At 35.2% G+C, this 17,733-nt stretch carries 17 protein-coding genes; 11 read left to right on the plus strand and 6 right to left on the minus strand.

Annotated elements, in window-relative coordinates; translation table 11 throughout:
• Positions 1-6: 6 nt before the first annotated feature.
• Positions 7-873, minus strand: coding sequence for a prolyl oligopeptidase family serine peptidase (locus J7604_RS12120; RefSeq protein ID WP_293896208.1), 867 nt, complete (start codon positions 871-873; stop codon positions 7-9).
• A gap of 157 nt (positions 874-1,030) precedes the next feature.
• Here J7604_RS12120 and J7604_RS12125 point away from each other — a divergent pair, with 157 nt between their 5' ends.
• The 3 genes from J7604_RS12125 to J7604_RS12135 all read left to right on the plus strand — a co-directional run bounded on the left by J7604_RS12125 (position 1,031) and on the right by J7604_RS12135 (position 4,095).
• A complete protein-coding gene (locus tag J7604_RS12125; protein WP_293896211.1) occupies positions 1,031-2,008 on the plus strand; it encodes a polyprenyl synthetase family protein in 978 nt (325 codons plus the stop codon).
• A gap of 37 nt (positions 2,009-2,045) precedes the next feature.
• Positions 2,046-2,540 (plus strand): hypothetical protein, encoded by a 495-nt coding sequence (locus J7604_RS12130; RefSeq protein ID WP_293896214.1) that lies wholly within the window; start codon positions 2,046-2,048, stop codon positions 2,538-2,540.
• A 148-nt stretch (positions 2,541-2,688) separates the two neighbouring features.
• Entirely contained in the window at positions 2,689-4,095 is a 1,407-nt protein-coding gene (locus tag J7604_RS12135) for a sialate O-acetylesterase (protein ID WP_293896217.1), read from the plus strand.
• Between the two features lie 106 nt (positions 4,096-4,201).
• On the opposite strand, the gene J7604_RS12140 is transcribed toward J7604_RS12135, so the two are convergent.
• Entirely contained in the window at positions 4,202-4,681 is a 480-nt protein-coding gene (locus J7604_RS12140) for a hypothetical protein (protein WP_293896220.1), read from the minus strand.
• A gap of 137 nt (positions 4,682-4,818) precedes the next feature.
• Here J7604_RS12140 and J7604_RS12145 point away from each other — a divergent pair, with 137 nt between their 5' ends.
• Positions 4,819-5,553 carry a DUF4136 domain-containing protein gene (locus tag J7604_RS12145; RefSeq protein ID WP_293896223.1) on the plus strand — a complete coding sequence of 245 codons (735 nt, stop codon included), beginning with the start codon at positions 4,819-4,821 and terminating at the stop codon, positions 5,551-5,553.
• 79 nt (positions 5,554-5,632) lie between these two features.
• Positions 5,633-6,622, plus strand: a complete 990-nt coding sequence (locus tag J7604_RS12150; RefSeq protein ID WP_293896226.1) for an MBL fold metallo-hydrolase — start codon at positions 5,633-5,635, stop codon at positions 6,620-6,622.
• Between the two features lie 65 nt (positions 6,623-6,687).
• Here J7604_RS12150 and J7604_RS12155 read toward each other — a convergent pair whose 3' ends face one another.
• From J7604_RS12155 to J7604_RS12165, 3 genes are all read right to left on the minus strand, one after another.
• Positions 6,688-7,734 carry a M42 family metallopeptidase gene (locus J7604_RS12155; RefSeq protein WP_293896229.1) on the minus strand — a complete coding sequence of 349 codons (1,047 nt, stop codon included), beginning with the start codon at positions 7,732-7,734 and terminating at the stop codon, positions 6,688-6,690.
• Positions 7,735-7,806: 72 nt separating this feature from the next.
• A complete protein-coding gene (gene pyk / locus J7604_RS12160; RefSeq protein WP_293896232.1) occupies positions 7,807-9,228 on the minus strand; it encodes a pyruvate kinase in 1,422 nt (473 codons plus the stop codon).
• A gap of 2 nt (positions 9,229-9,230) precedes the next feature.
• Entirely contained in the window at positions 9,231-9,662 is a 432-nt protein-coding gene (locus J7604_RS12165) for an IPExxxVDY family protein (RefSeq protein WP_293896235.1), read from the minus strand.
• Positions 9,663-9,823: 161 nt separating this feature from the next.
• Between J7604_RS12165 and J7604_RS12170 the strand changes: the two genes are divergently transcribed.
• The 5 genes from J7604_RS12170 to J7604_RS12190 all read left to right on the plus strand — a co-directional run bounded on the left by J7604_RS12170 (position 9,824) and on the right by J7604_RS12190 (position 15,941).
• Positions 9,824-10,063 carry an acyl carrier protein gene (locus J7604_RS12170; RefSeq protein ID WP_028979990.1) on the plus strand — a complete coding sequence of 80 codons (240 nt, stop codon included), beginning with the start codon at positions 9,824-9,826 and terminating at the stop codon, positions 10,061-10,063.
• Positions 10,064-10,093: 30 nt separating this feature from the next.
• On the plus strand, positions 10,094-11,341 hold the full coding sequence (gene fabF / locus J7604_RS12175) for a beta-ketoacyl-ACP synthase II (RefSeq protein WP_293896241.1): 1,248 nt from the start codon (positions 10,094-10,096) through the stop codon (positions 11,339-11,341).
• 139 nt (positions 11,342-11,480) lie between these two features.
• The gene (gene rnc, locus J7604_RS12180; RefSeq protein ID WP_293896244.1) at positions 11,481-12,221 is read left to right on the plus strand and encodes a ribonuclease III; all 741 of its coding nucleotides are present in this window, start codon (positions 11,481-11,483) and stop codon (positions 12,219-12,221) included.
• A gap of 242 nt (positions 12,222-12,463) precedes the next feature.
• The gene (gene nadE, locus J7604_RS12185) at positions 12,464-14,326 is read left to right on the plus strand and encodes an NAD(+) synthase (protein WP_293896247.1); all 1,863 of its coding nucleotides are present in this window, start codon (positions 12,464-12,466) and stop codon (positions 14,324-14,326) included.
• Between the two features lie 523 nt (positions 14,327-14,849).
• The gene (locus tag J7604_RS12190) at positions 14,850-15,941 is read left to right on the plus strand and encodes a prolipoprotein diacylglyceryl transferase (protein WP_293896250.1); all 1,092 of its coding nucleotides are present in this window, start codon (positions 14,850-14,852) and stop codon (positions 15,939-15,941) included.
• On the opposite strand, the gene yidD is transcribed toward J7604_RS12190, so the two are convergent.
• Positions 15,938-16,171 (minus strand): membrane protein insertion efficiency factor YidD, encoded by a 234-nt coding sequence (yidD, locus tag J7604_RS12195; protein ID WP_293896253.1) that lies wholly within the window; start codon positions 16,169-16,171, stop codon positions 15,938-15,940. The two genes, J7604_RS12190 and yidD, sit on opposite strands and share 4 nt — an antisense overlap.
• 149 nt (positions 16,172-16,320) lie before the next feature.
• Between yidD and J7604_RS12200 the strand changes: the two genes are divergently transcribed.
• Positions 16,321-17,733: a BamA/TamA family outer membrane protein gene (locus J7604_RS12200; RefSeq protein WP_293896256.1), complete on the plus strand. Its 1,413-nt coding sequence runs from the start codon at positions 16,321-16,323 to the stop codon at positions 17,731-17,733.

The raw sequence follows: 17,733 nt of genomic DNA on the forward strand, positions 1-17,733 counted from the left end.
TTAATATCAATTTTTAAATTCGATATTCTGAAAATAATCTGCAATTAAGTCGCAGACGATTTTAAAATTCAATGGTAATACCTTCTCAATATAAGGGTGCTTGCCACCAAAAGTATGATCCGCATTCTCAATAACTTTTAATTCAGCAGAGGGATTGCTATTTTTTAAGGCAAAAGCATTATCTACGGACACAGTTGAATCTGCTGATCCGTGAACAATTAAAAGATGGTTTAATTTTGAAGCAGCAGCTACAACATCAAGTCTTGATTTATTTGCAACATAAGATTCCAGAAACTGAGGGTAAAGAGGCATTTTTTGACCAGTTCGTGCATTGTCTATAAATACAGTTTCTCCTTTTCTCCATAAAGCAATATCTTTATCATTCAGAAATTTCTTTAGATCAGCAACACCTGCCAGTGATACCACAGCCAGTACTCTCTTATCTTCAGATCCCTTCAACATCGCTATTGATCCACCTCTGCTATGTCCTATCAGTAATAGCTTCCGCTTGTCCCACTCTCTTGAAGGAATTATTTCATCTTTAAATAGCCGATCTATCATAGCCTGAACATCTTCAAGCTCAATGATAAAATTATTTCTACCAAATCTATCTAGGTCATTAAATTCCAATGGACTATCAAGGGTTGTTCCATTATGTGAAAAATTCATTTTGATAAACGCGTAATTCAATTGAGTAAAATATTCCATCATCAGATCAAAATTCCCCCAATCCTTAAACCCTTTAAATCCATGTAAAAATATAATCAGAGGTTTTTCCTTTCCATCTGCAGCATATGAAAGATCATATAAAAACTTTCTGTTTTCATTTTCCAATGCCAATTGTCTGTTTTTAAGTAAAATATGTTTTGCCATAAATGCCTGGTCTGAATCACATGATAAACTACTGAAAACCAATACAGATAAAATCAATAAAAACATCTGTATTATAAACATATTTTTAAATTAATAAAATATGATTTTTAAAGGTCAGCCCTTTGGAAACAGTATAAATAGATTGTAATATTGTATCATGGCTGTCAGTATTAAAGAAATACAAGCTCCGATTGAAGACGAAATAAAGGATTTTGAAAAGAAATTCAGGGATTCTATGAAAAGCAATGTAGTGTTGCTCGACAGAATCATGACCTATATCGTTAAAAGAAAGGGGAAACAACTTAGGCCAATGTTTGTATTTCTAATGGCCAAAACATGTGGCGGAATAAGTGAATCTACCTATAGAGGCGCAGCATTAATTGAACTGCTTCATACAGCTACTCTGGTTCACGATGATGTAGTAGACGATGCTAATTACAGACGTGGATTCTTTTCCATTAATGCACTTTGGAAGAATAAAATAGCAGTGCTCGTTGGAGACTACCTGCTTTCCAAAGGATTACTACTATCCCTTCAGAATGATGATTTCAGCATACTTAAAATAGTTTCGAATGCAGTAAAGGAAATGAGTGAAGGAGAGTTGCTTCAAATAGAAAAAGCAAGGAATCTTGACATCACGGAAGAAGTATATTTTGAAATTATCCGTCAGAAAACCGCCTCACTAATAGCTTCATGTTGTGCAGTAGGCGCTGCTTCTTCGGGTGTAGATACAAATGCTATAGAAAATGCCAGACTTTTTGGAGAAAAAGTTGGAATGGCATTTCAAATAAAAGACGACCTCTTTGATTACAATACCGAAGCCGCTATAGGTAAACCCATAGGTATTGATATAAAAGAAAGAAAGATGACACTTCCACTGATCTTTGCACTTAACAAAGCCAACTGGTGGGAAAAAAGAAAGATCATTAATATCGTTAAGAATCAAAACGATAATCCTAAAAAAGTTGCTGAAGTAATTCAATTTGTGAAAAATTCCGGAGGTATTGCATACGCAACGGAAATCATGAATACTTACATGAATCAGGCAAATTCTATCCTGGAAACGTTTCCTTCCTCTCCTTACAAACAATCCCTTCAACAGTTGGTTAAATATACAATAGAGAGAGACAAATAATTTCTCTTATTGAATTTAAACTAATTGGGAAGAAATCATGAGAAGTAGTGCATTAACTTTAAAATCTGTCAGAAAGAATGCTTACAGGTATACAGAAAGCATAGGAGATTCAGCAAAAAAAATTGCTAAATCAGTGAAAAAATCTTTCTCCAAAATTGATTGGGAAGGAATGGGGAAGGAAACCAAAAAGCAAGTAAATTTCCTTTCTAAAAGAGGTCAAAGATTAATACTTCAGGCTAAAAAGTCAGTGAGATTAACCTCCAAAAAAATAAGAAGGAAAGCGTGGTACAGAGAAATGAAGAGAGGAACATTCTTTCCTAAAAGAGCTAGAATCATAAGAAGTTGGGCTATTTTAAACGCAAAATACCTTCAACTTGTGTTAAGCAAAAAAGCCAGAAGAGTAAATCGTATGTTAAATCCGGATTATCCTGCTTTAAGAAACTTTGCGGATGACACTTTAGCAATCACAAAGTTTTTCTTTGGAACTCAAATTCCAAGATATACAGGAATGGCCTTGGAGAAAGTGAGATAAAATTAAAAAGCATTTATGTCTGAAAGAGGCTATTAAACATAGCCTCTTTTTTTATACTTTTTTAAATCTTATTAGAATTATCATCTGATAGAGCTAATTTGCCTTATTGACTTTTTTATATATTTAAATTCCTAAAAATCAAACCAGAATGTTGTCAATACGAAATACCATACTAGTATTATTCTTCTTATTAAGCATTACTCCTTTTCTAATGGCTCAGATTCGTCTTCCGGCAGTATTTTCTTCTAACATGGTAATTCAGCGCAACACTGAGATACCTATTTGGGGATGGGCAGGACCAACACAGACTATACAAATTCTGGTTAGCTGGGATTCAACAATTGTTCAAACTAAAGTCTCCAATACATCTTTGTGGAAAGCCACTATAAAAACTCCTTCTGCAAATGGACCTCACACAATTACAATCAAGGCTGGGAGTGAGCAGAAGACAATTGAAAATGTAATGTCAGGAGAAGTATGGTTATGCTCTGGTCAATCCAACATGGAATGGAGTATGAATCTTTCTGCAGATGGAAAACCTTATCTGGAAAAGATCAATGATCCTCAAATAAGATTATTTCAGGTACCAAGATCAGCTGCTTCTACTCCACAGATGAAAGGGGAAGGCAATTGGAATCATTGCAATGGAGAGTCTCTGAAATGGTTTAGCGCAGTTGCATATTATTTTGGAAAGACTCTTAATACTGAACTAAAAGTACCTATAGGCCTTATACATTCAAGTTGGGGAGGTACCCCAGCTGAAGTATGGATCCCCAAAGAGATCATAGACTCAGATTCACTTCTAAAAGCAAATGCCAATAAACAATGTACCATCGACCGCCCATGGTGCCCTTCTGTCTCTGGGATGGCTTATAACTCAATGATTGCACCATTAATTCCATTTAAACTATCAGGTATTATTTGGTATCAAGGTGAATCAAATGTAGAGCATCCATATTCATATAAACAACTGATGGAAAAATTAATATTAAATTGGAGAAAAGATTTTCAATCAGAACTTCCTTTTTATTATGTACAAATAGCCCCTTACAGTGGATATGGTGATAATCTGAATGGGGTATTACTTCGGGAACAACAATCTAAACTTTTGAAGGTACCTAACACCGGTATGGTTATCATTTCGGATGTTGTTGGGAATATTAACGATATTCACCCTCCACATAAGAAACCTGTAGGTGAAAGATTAGCTCTCTTAGCACTTGAAGATACATATAACATTAAGACAAAATCAGCCAAAAGTCCCTCTTTCAAAAGCATGAAAATTGAAAATGGAAAAATAAAAATCACCTTTGATAATGCATCTAAAGGGCTTACAACCAAAGAAGGCCAAGAGCTCAATGGCTTTATTATTGCAGGCAGTGACAAACTATTTTATCCTGCAAAAGCAGAAATCAAGGATAATACTGTAACAGTATATTCTCCCAAAGTAACCAAACCAGTAGCAGCTAGATTTGAGTGGACAAATGATGCCATACCAAACCTTTTTAACAAAGATGGATTACCTGTTTCTTCCTTCAGAACAGATGAATGGTAAATTGAAACAGATCAAAATAACAATCGATGACTTCTTTCACCAGTCTGAAAAATATTCAATAAAATAGCTGCCTGATATAACAAGCAGCCATTTTATTGAATTATATTTAATACCCTGCACCAATATTAGATCCTGGCCCCGAAGAACCAGGGCTTGCCCCTGGTGCACTGGAAGGTTGTGGAGTTGATGTACTAGGTAACATACCATTATTGGGAAGTCCTCCGTTATTGGGTAAACCTCCGTTGTTCGGCAACATTCCACCATTAGGCAGCTGTCCGTTGCTTGGAAGTCCTCCATTATATTCAATACCCGGATTCACCTGAGTATTTGGATTTATATTTGGATTTGTAGCAGGGTTATTATTATATATACTTGTTTCATTCCTCAACTGAGTTCCATCCATTGAACCTGGAACTGTCGGGTTAATAGAATAGTATGACTCATCAGGAGAACTTTTTACTCCCGGATAAAGATCATTATTCCTCCCTATGATAGTCGTATTTGTATCAATTTGCGCAAAGGAACTGAAGCCCAACCCCATTGCAAACATTATCATCAGCACTATTTTCATATTCCTGTTTTTCATCAAAACAATTCAGGTCCGGGCATAGTGCCAAATTTCCCTAAGATCCCTGACCTCTTACCACTTTAACAAAGTTGTATATGTTTATGCCAAACAATTTTTTATGGCCACAAATTATTTAAATAAGGAGGAAAGTAGTGATGAAAAGATTAGTGTGGTTAGTTATCGGGGTGGTACTTACTCTGTTTTACGGATGTCAGCCAGGAAGTAATGCACATACAAGTTATAATCCAGACGCGGATTTTTCCAAGTTCAGGACATTTGCTTGGCTGCCTAAACAATTACCTGAGCAGCAAGGAGAACAGTTGAATGACGTAATGAGCTTATATAATAACGAGCTTATTGAGTTGAAAATAAAAAGGATGGTAAACAGCGATTTGCTAGATAAAGGTTTATACCTAGATTCTCTGAATCCAGACTTGTTATTTACATACTCTATAGTAATGGAAAACAGGGAAAGGTATACCAATACCCCATTGGTTGTGAACCAGCCAAACCTTGCAGTTCCTAGGTTTTACAATTATTTCGAACAACCTTTTACAATGTATAATTATCTGACGAATGACTATAACATATACCCATATACAACCTATTTTGGGGGAGTAAACATATATAATACAACACCAGATGGTATTTACTATGGAGCGGGTATATACAGGCCTCAGATACTGGGAAACATAAGTGAAAAAGTTCAATATAAGGAAGGAACCCTAGTTATCGATGTAATAGATCGGAAAACAAACCAGTTAATCTGGAGAGGTTACAGTAGTGAATCTTTAAATAGTCCATCTATGTTTGAGAACTTGTTACCAAGTCAGATCAATGGCATTATGGAGCAATTTCCGTCTCCTTACCTTTCTAATGGTTTGTATTAAATACACAGTTTGTATAATTTAAAAACCTGGTATTTAATATATTTAAATATCAGGTTTTAACTTTTCACTAAATAACATTGTGAGCCAAAAAATATATGTTAATAACCCCTCTTTGCAGACTGTCAAAGATGGTTATCCTGGTAATCTTTTAATTGATGGAGAATTCACAAACTCCAATACCAAAGATGAAAACTCACTTTTCAAAGTGCTTAAGTGGAGGTTTACCAGAAATCCTCAAAGGGAAGAAAAGAAAAATGAAAAATATAAAGTTGACGTTGTTAAAAATAATGGCTTTTTAAATAGTGACCAGGATATAATAGTCTGGCTGGGACATTCAACTTTTTATATCCGGATTGGCAAGATAAAAATTATTACAGACCCGGTATTCTTTGATTTGCCGTTAATTAAAAGAAAAACTGAACTTCCTCTTGCACCTGAAGAATTAAGAAATATTGACTATTTACTACTTTCTCATGGACATAGAGATCACTTAGATATACCATCATTAAAAATTTTATTGGCCAATAATCCTTCTATAAAAATATTAGGACCTCTGAAACTTTCAACTCTATTCAATGAACTTGATTTTAAAGGAGAGATACAGGAAGCCGGGTGGTACCAGCAATTTAAATCAGATACCGTAGACTTTATATTCCTTCCGGCTAAACATTGGCATCGTAGAGGATTTAACGATTTCAACAAAGTTCTATGGGGAAGCTTTTATATCAAAGGAAAAGATAAATCAATATATTTTGCAGGAGATACAGCTTATGGAGTACACTTTAAAGAAATTCAGAAAACAGTACCTCCAATAGATTATTGCTTAATGCCAATAGGCGCTTATAAACCCTCCTTTCTTATGAACCTCTTCCATGTCAATCCGGAAGAAGCTTTTAAAGCTTATCAAGAGCTTCGCGCCAGATATTTCATTCCCATGCACTATGGAACTTTTGATTTATCTGACGAACCAATGGGCGAGCCAGAGAGAGAAATCAGAAGATTGTTCAGAGAACAAGGAAACTCAGAAAATTTGTTAATGGAGCCAATTGGCAATCCAATACGATTATAATAAAAACACAAAGCCAAGGAAGCTTTAACCTCCAAGGCTTACTTAAAACTTATTACTTATTACTCTTAAAAGTTCCAGTCAAACTTATCAAGACCTTCAATAGCTCTCGATAATAAATTAATAGAATGCTTCACATCGTCCTTATTTACCATTTCAATTACCTGATGTATATGTCTGGTAGGAATTGAAATAGCCCCGGCTATGGCACCCATTTTACCGCTTTTCTGAAGTGGCGCTGTATCAGTGCCTCCAGCAGTAAGAATCTCAGGCTGCCATTGTATAGAATGATTTGAAGCTGTCTGTTTTAAATAATTTACCATTCTATAATCAGCTATGGCAGAAGAGTCCATGATTTTTATTGCAGAGCCTTTGCCCAATTCTGTGATTTTCTCCTGAGGTTTTGCCCCCGGAACATCATAAGCAATAGTTGTATCGATAGCAATTCCAAAATCAGGATTTATTTGGTGAGCAGCAGTGGTAGCTCCTCTTAATCCAACTTCTTCCTGTACTGTAAATACTGCATAGAAATCATATGGATGATTTTGAATTTGCTTCAATGCTTCAATAAGAATAAATACACTGATCCTATTATCAAGAGATTTACAGTTGATGTTATTCCCCATCTCGATAAGACTTCTTTCTCTTGTAATCGGATTCCCGATGGAAACATATTTTTCAACCTCCTCTTTTGTCATACCTGTATCAATGAAAAAATCTTCGATTTTAGCAGGTTTTATTTTTTCTTCAGGAGACATCACGTGTACAGGCTTACTACCCATCACTCCGATAATATCTTTACTACCATGAACAATTACCCTCTGAGCAGTAAGCGTTTTAGGATCAAATCCACCGAGAGGGTGAAAAAAGATAAACCCCTGGTCGTTGATATAGGTTACAATAAAACCAATTTCATCCATGTGTGCAGCAGCCATTACTTTTTTAGCCCCGGTCAGTCCTTTCTTCAAAGCGATAACATTTCCCAGATTATCCACTCTGAATTCATCTACAAGTGATTTGATCTGTTCAATAACAAAGGCCCGAATCTTTTGCTCGTAGCCGGGAGCTCCGGGAAGCTCACAAATTTTAGTTAATAATTCTAAGTTCAATTCCATATATGCTTAAAAATAAAAAGGGACTGTAAAAATTTCGACAGTCCCTTTATAATAAATATTTATAGGTAAATGTTATTCAACTACACCTAATTTTAGAGTATTTGCTCTTTGTGTATATGTGAATGGCATGCTAGCCGTAGTTACATAAGTATCACCTTTTTTCAATAGACCTTCTTTAACCAGAAGATCTCTAACCCCTTGAATAGTCTCATCGGTTGTAGTGAACTTATCATAATAAACAGCTTTTACTCCCCAAACAAGGCTTAGTTTTGTAAGCATAGCTTTGTCAGAAGTTACGATTATGATATTTGCTTTGGGTCTATGGCTCGCTATTCTGAATGCAGAATAACCAGACTGAGACAAACCAATGATAGCTTTTGCATTTACATGATCAGCAAGTGTACAAGCAGTAGCAATTACACTGTCGCTATATGATGAATCTTCTTTATTGGTATGTTTATTATAAATATTTTCAGCTTGTCTTTCTACTGAAGCGCAAATTCTTGCCATACTTTGAACAGTAAGGACAGGATATTCACCACTTGCTGTTTCGGCACTTAGCATAACTGTATCAGCTCCATCTATAATAGCATTAGCAACGTCATTAGTTTCAGCTCTTGTAGGTCTGGGACTTGTGATCATGCTTTCCATCATCTGAGTAGCGATAATAACAGGTTTACCTGCTACTCCGCATTTCTTAACGATCATTTTTTGCATCATTGGAACATCTTCCATTAACACCTCAACTCCCAGGTCACCTCTTGCAACCATGATAGCATCAGTTTCAGCGATGATTTCATCTATGTTTGCAATAGCTTCAGGCTTCTCGATCTTAGCAACTACCTTAATATCTTTACCAGATTTTTTGATAATTTCTTTAAGGTCTCTCATATCTTCAGCCCTTCTTACGAAAGAAAGAGCAATCCAGTCAAGTCCTTGCTCTATTCCGAAAATAAGATCTTTTCTATCTTTTTCAGTTAAAGAAGGTTCAGAAACATTGGTATTAGGAAGATTGATACCTTTTTTAGATTTCAGGATACCACCATAAACGATCTCTGCAGTAACTTCACCATTTTTAGCGGCAAGAACTTTCAATTCAATTTTACCATCATCGATAAGGATAGCATCACCTGGCTTCACATCAGAAGTAAGAGATTGATAAGAAGTACTTATCTTCTCTTTAGTACCCATGCAATACTCTTTAGTAATGATAATTTGTGCTCCTTCTCTTAATTCAACACCGTTATTTTCAACTTCGTTGGTTCTGATTTTTGGTCCTTGTAAGTCTTGAAGAATTGCAATATTAGCATTATGCTCTTTATTTAATTCTCTGATGTATTGGATCACCTGAAGATGTCCCTCATGACTTCCATGTGAAAAGTTTAATCTGAAAATATTTGCACCGGCCTTCACCAGCTCCCATAATTTCTCTTTCGTGTTACAAGCGGGTCCGACAGTTGCAATAATTTTTGTCTTTTTGTTAATCTGCTCCATTTTCAAAAAATTAAGTTTTCTTTAGACTTTAATTTATTTACTTCAATTTTTTTTACGTATTGTACTATTTGCAATTCTTTAAGTTTCTCAAACAGTTCGGCTGTTTCAAACAGCATAACTTCTCCGGACATGTGAATAAAATAGTCATATTCTTTAAGCTCGGGGACCAGAAAGGGCTTGGGAAGATTCTCCGATTCGCAGGATCTATTTTTCAATAATCTGAAAACACTGTATTCTTTCTCGTAAATATAATTAGTGATTACCAGTTTCCAATCTTTAACAAAGTCAAGTTTTAAATCCTCCTGCTTACAAAGGTTAATACTTAACACCTTATTAATAGACCATGCTAATTTATGAGCCTTTACTGCAGAAATTATGGCAAAAAACTCAAAATCATACTCATAATCGACTACTAGCTTTGTAGTTTTCATCATTATTTGCCCTATAGGCCTATTTTAAGGGACGTAAATATATAATTAAAAAGTTGCATGTGGAAAATTTATTATGTTTTTGATGAAGAATAAAAAATTTTGTTTGACAATATAGTTTTTAATGTATTTCTTTGCACCGTGTTTTACTAAACTCATTTAAAACAATGTCAGAAATAGCACAAAAAGTTAAGAGTATCATTATTGACAAATTAGGTGTTGAAGAATCTGAAGTTACTTCAGAAGCTAGCTTCACAAACGACTTAGGAGCTGACTCCTTAGATACAGTAGAATTAATCATGGAATTCGAAAAAGAATTTAACATATCAATTCCTGATGAGCAAGCTGAAAACATTTCAACTGTTGGTCAAGCTGTTGCTTATTTGGAGCAAAACGTTAAACAATAATTTCTTTAGATTCCCTCTCAAAATTCTTTTATGAATTTAAAAAGAGTTGTTGTAACAGGATTAGGCGCACTTACCCCAATAGGAAACAATGTTGAAGATTACTGGAAATCATTGTCCACTGGAGTAAGTGGTGCTGCTCCTACTACCCGCTACAACGCTGAAAAATCAAAAACCAGATTTGCCTGCGAAGTTAAAAACTTCAACGTAGAAAATTTTATTGATAAAAAAGAGGTCAAAAGAATGGACCCTTTTACTCAATATGCTATAGTGGCATCTGATGAAGCTATCAAAGATTCAAATCTTGATCTTAATACAATAAACAAAGATAGAGCTGGAGTTATCTGGGGTTCAGGAATAGGCGGTCTTCGCACTTTCCAGGATGAAGTTTCCGGATTTGCACTTGGAGATGGTACTCCAAGATTCAACCCTTTCTTTATACCTAAAATGATCGCCGATATTAGTGCCGGTCATATTTCCATGAAGTTTGGTTTCAGAGGCCCCAATTTCGTTACCGTCTCTGCCTGTGCTTCTTCTACCAACGCTATTGTTGACGCCTTTAACTATATAAGATTAGGAATGGCTGATATAATGGTGACCGGAGGATCAGAAGCAGCTGTTACAGAAGCCGGAATAGGTGGTTTCAATGCCATGAAAGCACTTTCTGAAAGAAATGACGATCCTTCCACAGCTTCAAGACCTTTCGACAAAGACAGAGATGGCTTTGTTCTTGGAGAAGGTGCCGGTGCACTTATTCTAGAGGAATACGAACATGCTAAAGCAAGGGGTGCTAAAATTTATGCTGAAATAATCGGTGGCGGTATGTCTGCTGATGCATATCACTTAACTGCTCCTCATCCTGAAGGGCTGGGACAAATAAGTGTTATGAATAATGCACTTGCTGATGCCAAATTGAAACCTGAAGATATTGACTATATCAATGTTCACGGTACTTCAACACCACTAGGGGACATCAGCGAACTTACAGCAATACAGAAAGTATTTGGTGAACATGCATATAAACTTAGCATCAGTTCTACCAAATCCATGACAGGCCACTTACTTGGTGCTGCAGGAGCTATTGAAGCTATTGCTTGTATACTTGCTATTAAACATCAGACAGTTCCTCCTACTATCAATCATTTTACTGACGACGAAAGAGTTGATCCTAGACTAAATCTAACTTTCAACAAAGCTCAGTCTAAAACGATAAATGTAGCGTTGAGCAATACTTTCGGATTTGGAGGGCATAACTGCTCTATTATTCTCCGTAAAATTTAAAAAATTAATAACTTTAAACATTATAAGGTGTTAACTCTTTGGAAGATTTAACACCTTTTTTTTATTTTTAGCATTCAAAGCTGAACTTAATAGTTCAATTTTGATTCTGTAGTATTATTATATTAAAACTTATTAAAATTTGATTTCCTACTTAAGGAGAATTTCGAACCTGTTTAATAAACAGCTGGTAAAGGAAAAGACTTTTGCTAAATCAATTGCAAATATAACAGGACAAACTCCCATCAATCTTAACCTTTATAAACTTGCCGTGTGCCACACCTCTGCCGCAAAAGAGGATAAGCTTGGTGTCCGTAGCTCAAATGAAAGACTGGAATACCTTGGCGACGCAATACTAGGCGCTGTGATAGCTGAATTTCTTTTCAAAAAATTCCCATATAAAGATGAGGGTTTCTTAACAGAAATCAGATCAAGAATCGTGAATCGTGAATCACTCAATAAGCTTGGCAAAAAAATAGGACTGAATAAAATCGTTGAGTTTAATCCAGGCAGAGGGGGTAATACACATAAGTCGCTTTATGGAGATGCCCTTGAAGCCTTGGTTGGAGCAGTTTACCTTGACAAAGGCTTTAAATCTTGTAGAAAATTTATTCTTACCAGACTATTACAACCTCATTTTGATCTTAATGAAATCATAGAAAACAACCTTAATTTTAAAAGTGTCTTAATTGAATGGGCTCAAAAGGAATCTAAAGATATTAAGTTTGTAATTATCAAAGAAGTCGGAAGCATTCATCATAAAGAATTTACTGCCCAAGTCCTCATCGAAGATGAACCTGTAAGTACCGGAACTGGATTTAGCAAGAAAAAAGCAGAACAGGCCGCTGCAGAAAAAGCCTGTCAAATCAGGGAAATCAAATAACTTCTAACTCATCGCTTAATTCATTTTCGCCATTATACATACACATTAAAAATCAATACATTACTTTCTGTTTTACTTTTTAAAGTTGAGATTATTGAAACTTTTAGTCTTCAATGATTCAATTCTTCTCCTTCAATTTTATCTGAAAAGTCATATTTTCTTAAATTTATTAAATCATAAATTTTACATTTGACCTTATCGAATCTTTTCCGGTTTGATAATCAGTACAAAACTTTCTATATATGAGAATTGCCGGTGCCGCACTTAACCAAACACCTTTGGATTGGGATAATAATATTTCTAACATTATAGATGCAATCAACGAAGCCAGGAATAATCACGTCGACATCCTTTGTCTGCCTGAGCTTTGCATTACCGGTTATGGTTGCGAAGATTGGTTCTTAAGCGAATGGGTGCCAGAAACAGCTTTGAAACATTTGATTGATCTTATACCTCAAACCTCAAATATCACAGTGAGCTTTGGACTTCCGATAAGAATCAACAATCAGGTCTTTAATTGCGCCTGTCTTGTCAGAAACAAAGAAATCCTTGGTATTTCAGCCAAACAGTTCTTAGCAAACGATGGTGTACACTATGAGCCGAGATGGTTTACTCCATGGCTGCATTCTCAAATTGAAAGCTTTATTGTAGAAGGAAAAAACTATCCATTCGGAGACATTTTGTATGAGATCGATGGTGTTAAAATTGGTTATGAAATTTGCGAAGACGCATGGAGACCAGACAATGTAAGACCAGCTTCAAGACTTTGCAAAATGAATGTAGATCTTATTCTGAATCCTAGTGCGAGTCACTTTGCTTTTGCCAAATCGGATTTCAGATACAATCTGATTATCGGAAGTTCAGAAAAATTTAACTGTACTTATCTCTATGCAAACTTGCTTGGCAACGAGGCTGGCAGAATGATTTTTGATGGAGAAGTTTTGATTGCCAGAAACGGAAACCTCATCCAACGCAATGACAGATTATCTTTTAAAAACTTAAATCTGGTTTATGCGGATATTGATTTTTCCACGGGAAAAGTCTCTAATGAACCACTGCAGCCAGATGATAGAGAAAAAAACTTCGAATTTTGGGAGGCTGTAACACTCGGACTTTTTGATTATATGCGAAAAAGCAATAGCAAAGGATTTGTACTATCCCTCAGCGGCGGTGCAGATAGCTCTGCTTGTGCAATCATGGTTTCTGAAATGATTAAAAAAGGGATAAAAGAACTAGGGGTAAAAGAATTCTTAAATAAAGGTGGTCTCCCTCCTATTGTCGGAATTGAATCAGAACCATATGAAAATCAAATCAAAATAGTTACAGAAAAAGTACTAATCTGCGCTTATCAGGCAACCAAAAACTCCGGAAAAGAAACATTTGAATCTGCGCAAAAGCTTGCTGATTCTATTGGAGCTAGATTCTATCACTGGGATGTACAAGATCAGGTTTCGGGATATATTAAAACCATCGAACATGTACTGGCCCATCCTCTTACTTGGGAAAAGCATGATATTACCCTGCAGAACATTCAGGCCCGCAGTCGATCTCCAATAATATGGATGCTTGCAAATATCAATAATGCTTTGTTAATCACTACTTCCAACCGAAGTGAAGGAGATGTAGGATATGCCACCATGGATGGTGATACTTCTGGTAGTATTGCGCCAATTGCTGGTGTTGACAAGCATTTTATTCAACAATGGTTATCATGGGCTGAAAAAAATCTGAATCAACCGGGGTTGCGTTTTGTAAACTCACTGATCCCTACAGCTGAATTGAGACCAATTGAAAAAACTCAGACCGACGAGAAAGACCTGATGCCATACTGGCTATTGGTGGAAATTGAAAAACTAGCTATCAAAGACAAGAAATCTCCTTTGGAAGTATTTAATATTTTGGCCAAAGAAAATAAAACTGAGCCAACAATGCTTAAATCATATGTAGACAAGTTTTTTAAAATGTGGTCAAGAAATCAATGGAAAAGGGAAAGGTTAGCACCTGGTTTCCACCTTGATGAGTTTAATGTTGATCCGAAAACGTGGTGTAGGTTTCCTATTTTAAACAGTGGATTTAAAAATGAGTTAAAAAAACTTGAGGATTAATTTGAATTCTTTATCTGTAATATTTCCAGTTAAACTCAGGAAAATGATATGAATCAAGACTTGATGACAGCATTTTAAAAAATGATTCGTCAGTAAAAAATTTTAAAAACAAAAAATAGAATAAGAATAAGAGGCAAACATTCAATAAGGGAATCCTTATACTTGTTTTTTCCTTCGGCCTAAAAGATCTCGTTGTTTTCATAATTGAAAAATTTGATCACTTGGGTATTGATACGATAATGTTTCACCTAGGGTTAATCATCTAAAATAAAAATATTACAATAAGCTACTTATTAAATATAAAAACCAAGTTCAATCTATTCAAAATCTACGTTGATCGAAATACATAGTGTTAATAAGGGCAATTTAAGGCTTTCGAGAGCGAATTTTGTGGATAACTTTATCATCTAATTAAAAAACTCACATGATTCAGATTAGAATAATACAATTATTTCCATTTATAAATCTTTTCTTTCTTTTTAATTCTGATTTGATTTTATTGCAGGCCAAAAATTAATACAGCATGACTTTTAACTTTGTTCTCTGGGAAGCTTCTCCCGAGTTATTTTCCATAGGAAGCTTAACAGTAAGGTGGTATGGACTACTTTTCGCACTCGGATTTCTAATTGGCCAGCAAATTTTAATCTGGATTTACAAGACTGAAGGAAAATCAGAAAAGTATGTTGAAACGCTTACCATATATATGGTCGTGGCTACTATTCTTGGAGCAAGGCTTGGGCACTGTCTTTTTTATGAGCCCGAATATTACTTAACCCATCCCCTTGATATCCTGAAAATATGGGAAGGAGGACTTGCCAGTCATGGAGCTGCAGCAGGAATTCTAATAGCTATATACCTATACTCAAAAAAACAAACGGACCAAAGTTACCTATATGTTTTGGATCGTATGGTTATCACCATTGCCCTTGCAGGATGCCTTATCCGTTTGGGAAACCTTATGAATTCTGAAATTATAGGAAAACCTACAAGCTTTAGAGGAGGATTTATCTTTGCAAGAAGTATGGAAGATCTGCTTGAAAAAACTTACAAAACCTATATATACGATACTGAAATGAGCCTTAATGGAAAAGATAGTCTTGATGAGGCAGGAAGGACAATAGCAGGAATCGATCTAAGCTTTGAAGTACCTGGTGAAGAAAATAATGAAAGGGATATCAAGGCATTTGTAGAAGGTGCAATAAGAAAGACGATTGAAAAGGAATACAATGAACATATTGTATATGCGGAAAATCCACCTATCAAAATAGAAAAAATTGAAGGGGAAAAAGCTCAGAAGGTAACAGTGGGCGTATGGGGCGTACCAAGACATCCTTCTCAATTATATGAGGCAATTTCTTCTTTTCTACTATTCCTATTTTTGCTTTTTGGAGTATACAATAGAAAAAGGGAGAAAACTCCGGAAGGAAGAATATTTGGCTATTTCGTTGTGATTTTATTCTCTTTGAGATTTATATATGAATACTTTAAAGAACCACAAGTAGATTTTGAGCAAAATATGAGCTATAATATGGGGCAACTTTTAAGTATACCGTTAATTATTGCTGGTCTGTTTGTCCTGATAAACAGCTATCGCAAAAAAAATGAATTAAGCTAAGGCACTGGATCATAACCGTTGCCACCCCATGGGTGGCAACGGCCTATGCGTTTAATCCCCAGCCAGCTTCCTTTTATAGGACCATATTTTTTTACAGCTTCAATAAAATAAGCCGAACAGGTCGGATGAAACCTACAGGCAGCAGGGAAATAAGGGCTTATTGCTATCTGATAAATCTTTACCAGCAACAATATCAGCCATTTTAAAGGAGCTAATAATATTTTTAACATAATTTTCTTTTAAACCTCTTAATTCATACTACAGTTCCTGCTTCTTCGTAAATTTGAATATAAAACCACAAGGATATTATTAATAATGAGCAAATATTTGCATTTTTATTATAATAAAACAACTTCAATATTACTCGGAATCAGTTTTGATGTCTTTTAAGTTTTTCATTTTCTTTATTTCCTTTCTGATTCCAACTCTCATTTTTGCTCAGACAAATTCCCAATCTGAAGCTTGTGATACCTCCTTTATCATTATTAACAATATAAAACTGGACGGGAATAAACGAACTAAAGACAAAATTATACTGAGAGAATTAAGCGTATTTCCAGGAGATACAATTTGCAAAAAAGAACTTGAACCCTTGCTCATTAAAACACGAAACAGGATTTTTAATACAGGTTTATTTTTGAAAGCAGATGTTATCTTAATCGGTGATTCGATTTTACGTGAATTAAAAATAGTCGTAAAAGAAAGACTTTTCACTTATCCCCTTCCAATATTAAGTCTTGCCGACCGTAATTTCAATGAATGGTGGTACACCAGAAACCATGACCTTTCCAGAATTGATTATGGAGTAAACTTTATTAAGAAAAATGTAAGGGGAATGAATGAAACATTAAGGTTAAAAGTGAATGCCGGATTTTCCACAAAAGCAGAACTTACCTACACAATTCCCTATCTTGACCGCAAACAAAGGATTGGTCTAACCCTATTCTCCGGCATTATTGAAAACAAAAAAATCCCATACAGAACACTGGAAAATGAGTTGGCATATTATGAAGGGAAGAGTTTTGTCAGGCGAAGAATTACGGGCAGTGTCACATTCTCTTATAGACGGAGGTTTTACGAATTTCATAGCTTAAGCCTGGGATTTTTTACCAATAGAATATCAGATACAATAGCAGAATTAAACCCTGATTATTTCCTCAAACAAAGAGTTCAGCAGAATTATTTTGATCTGAAATACACCTTTACCTTTGACAGACGAGATATTACATTTTATCCTTTGAAGGGTTTTTATATAAAAGCAGAAGTAGATAAACAGGGACTTTTAAACTCAGATGATGTAAATATTTTCTCTTTTAAAACTGATGGTTCCGTTTACCAACCACTAGGTAAAGGATTCTTTGTCGCAGCTGGAACAGCTCTTAAATATTCAACTCCATCCAAACAACCCTATTTTAATATTCGTGGACTAGGATATATGAAGGATTATATTAGCGGATATGAACTTTTTGTAATAGATGGATCTTCATATAGCCTTTTTAAGACTAACATTAAATACAGACTTTTTAAAACAGAAAAGAAACTTAGTTTTCTACCAACCGAAAAAATCAGAAGTATTCCACTAACCCTTTATTTGAAAACTTATTTTGATACAGGATATGTGGTTGATCAGACATACACTCCTGGCAATGCCATACTTTCCAATCAGTGGCTATGGGGAGGAGGTTTTGGTTTCGATCTAGTAACTTATTATGATCTTGTGTTCAGATTTGAATATTCTGTGAACAAACAACTTCAGACAGGTCTGTTTTTGAGCCTTAAAGCAGCTATCTAA

It is taken from the genome of Sporocytophaga sp. (assembly GCF_017745095.1).
Taxonomy (GTDB): domain Bacteria; phylum Bacteroidota; class Bacteroidia; order Cytophagales; family Cytophagaceae; genus Sporocytophaga.

What these genes read in the sequence shown, in the direction of transcription:
- J7604_RS12120 (WP_293896208.1), bottom strand. Translation starts at nt 873, where the DNA reads ATGGCAAAACATATTTTACTTAAAAACAGACAATTGGCATTGGAAAAT.
- J7604_RS12125 (WP_293896211.1), top strand. Translation starts at nt 1,031, where the DNA reads ATGGCTGTCAGTATTAAAGAAATACAAGCTCCGATTGAAGACGAAATA.
- J7604_RS12130 (WP_293896214.1), top strand. Translation starts at nt 2,046, where the DNA reads ATGAGAAGTAGTGCATTAACTTTAAAATCTGTCAGAAAGAATGCTTAC.
- J7604_RS12135 (WP_293896217.1), top strand. Translation starts at nt 2,689, where the DNA reads ATGTTGTCAATACGAAATACCATACTAGTATTATTCTTCTTATTAAGC.
- J7604_RS12140 (WP_293896220.1), bottom strand. Translation starts at nt 4,681, where the DNA reads ATGAAAAACAGGAATATGAAAATAGTGCTGATGATAATGTTTGCAATG.
- J7604_RS12145 (WP_293896223.1), top strand. Translation starts at nt 4,819, where the DNA reads ATGAAAAGATTAGTGTGGTTAGTTATCGGGGTGGTACTTACTCTGTTT.
- J7604_RS12155 (WP_293896229.1), bottom strand. Translation starts at nt 7,734, where the DNA reads ATGGAATTGAACTTAGAATTATTAACTAAAATTTGTGAGCTTCCCGGA.
- pyk (WP_293896232.1), bottom strand. Translation starts at nt 9,228, where the DNA reads ATGGAGCAGATTAACAAAAAGACAAAAATTATTGCAACTGTCGGACCC.
- J7604_RS12165 (WP_293896235.1), bottom strand. Translation starts at nt 9,662, where the DNA reads ATGATGAAAACTACAAAGCTAGTAGTCGATTATGAGTATGATTTTGAG.
- J7604_RS12170 (WP_028979990.1), top strand. Translation starts at nt 9,824, where the DNA reads ATGTCAGAAATAGCACAAAAAGTTAAGAGTATCATTATTGACAAATTA.
- fabF (WP_293896241.1), top strand. Translation starts at nt 10,094, where the DNA reads ATGAATTTAAAAAGAGTTGTTGTAACAGGATTAGGCGCACTTACCCCA.
- nadE (WP_293896247.1), top strand. Translation starts at nt 12,464, where the DNA reads ATGAGAATTGCCGGTGCCGCACTTAACCAAACACCTTTGGATTGGGAT.
- J7604_RS12190 (WP_293896250.1), top strand. Translation starts at nt 14,850, where the DNA reads ATGACTTTTAACTTTGTTCTCTGGGAAGCTTCTCCCGAGTTATTTTCC.
- yidD (WP_293896253.1), bottom strand. Translation starts at nt 16,171, where the DNA reads ATGTTAAAAATATTATTAGCTCCTTTAAAATGGCTGATATTGTTGCTG.
- J7604_RS12200 (WP_293896256.1), top strand. Translation starts at nt 16,321, where the DNA reads ATGTCTTTTAAGTTTTTCATTTTCTTTATTTCCTTTCTGATTCCAACT.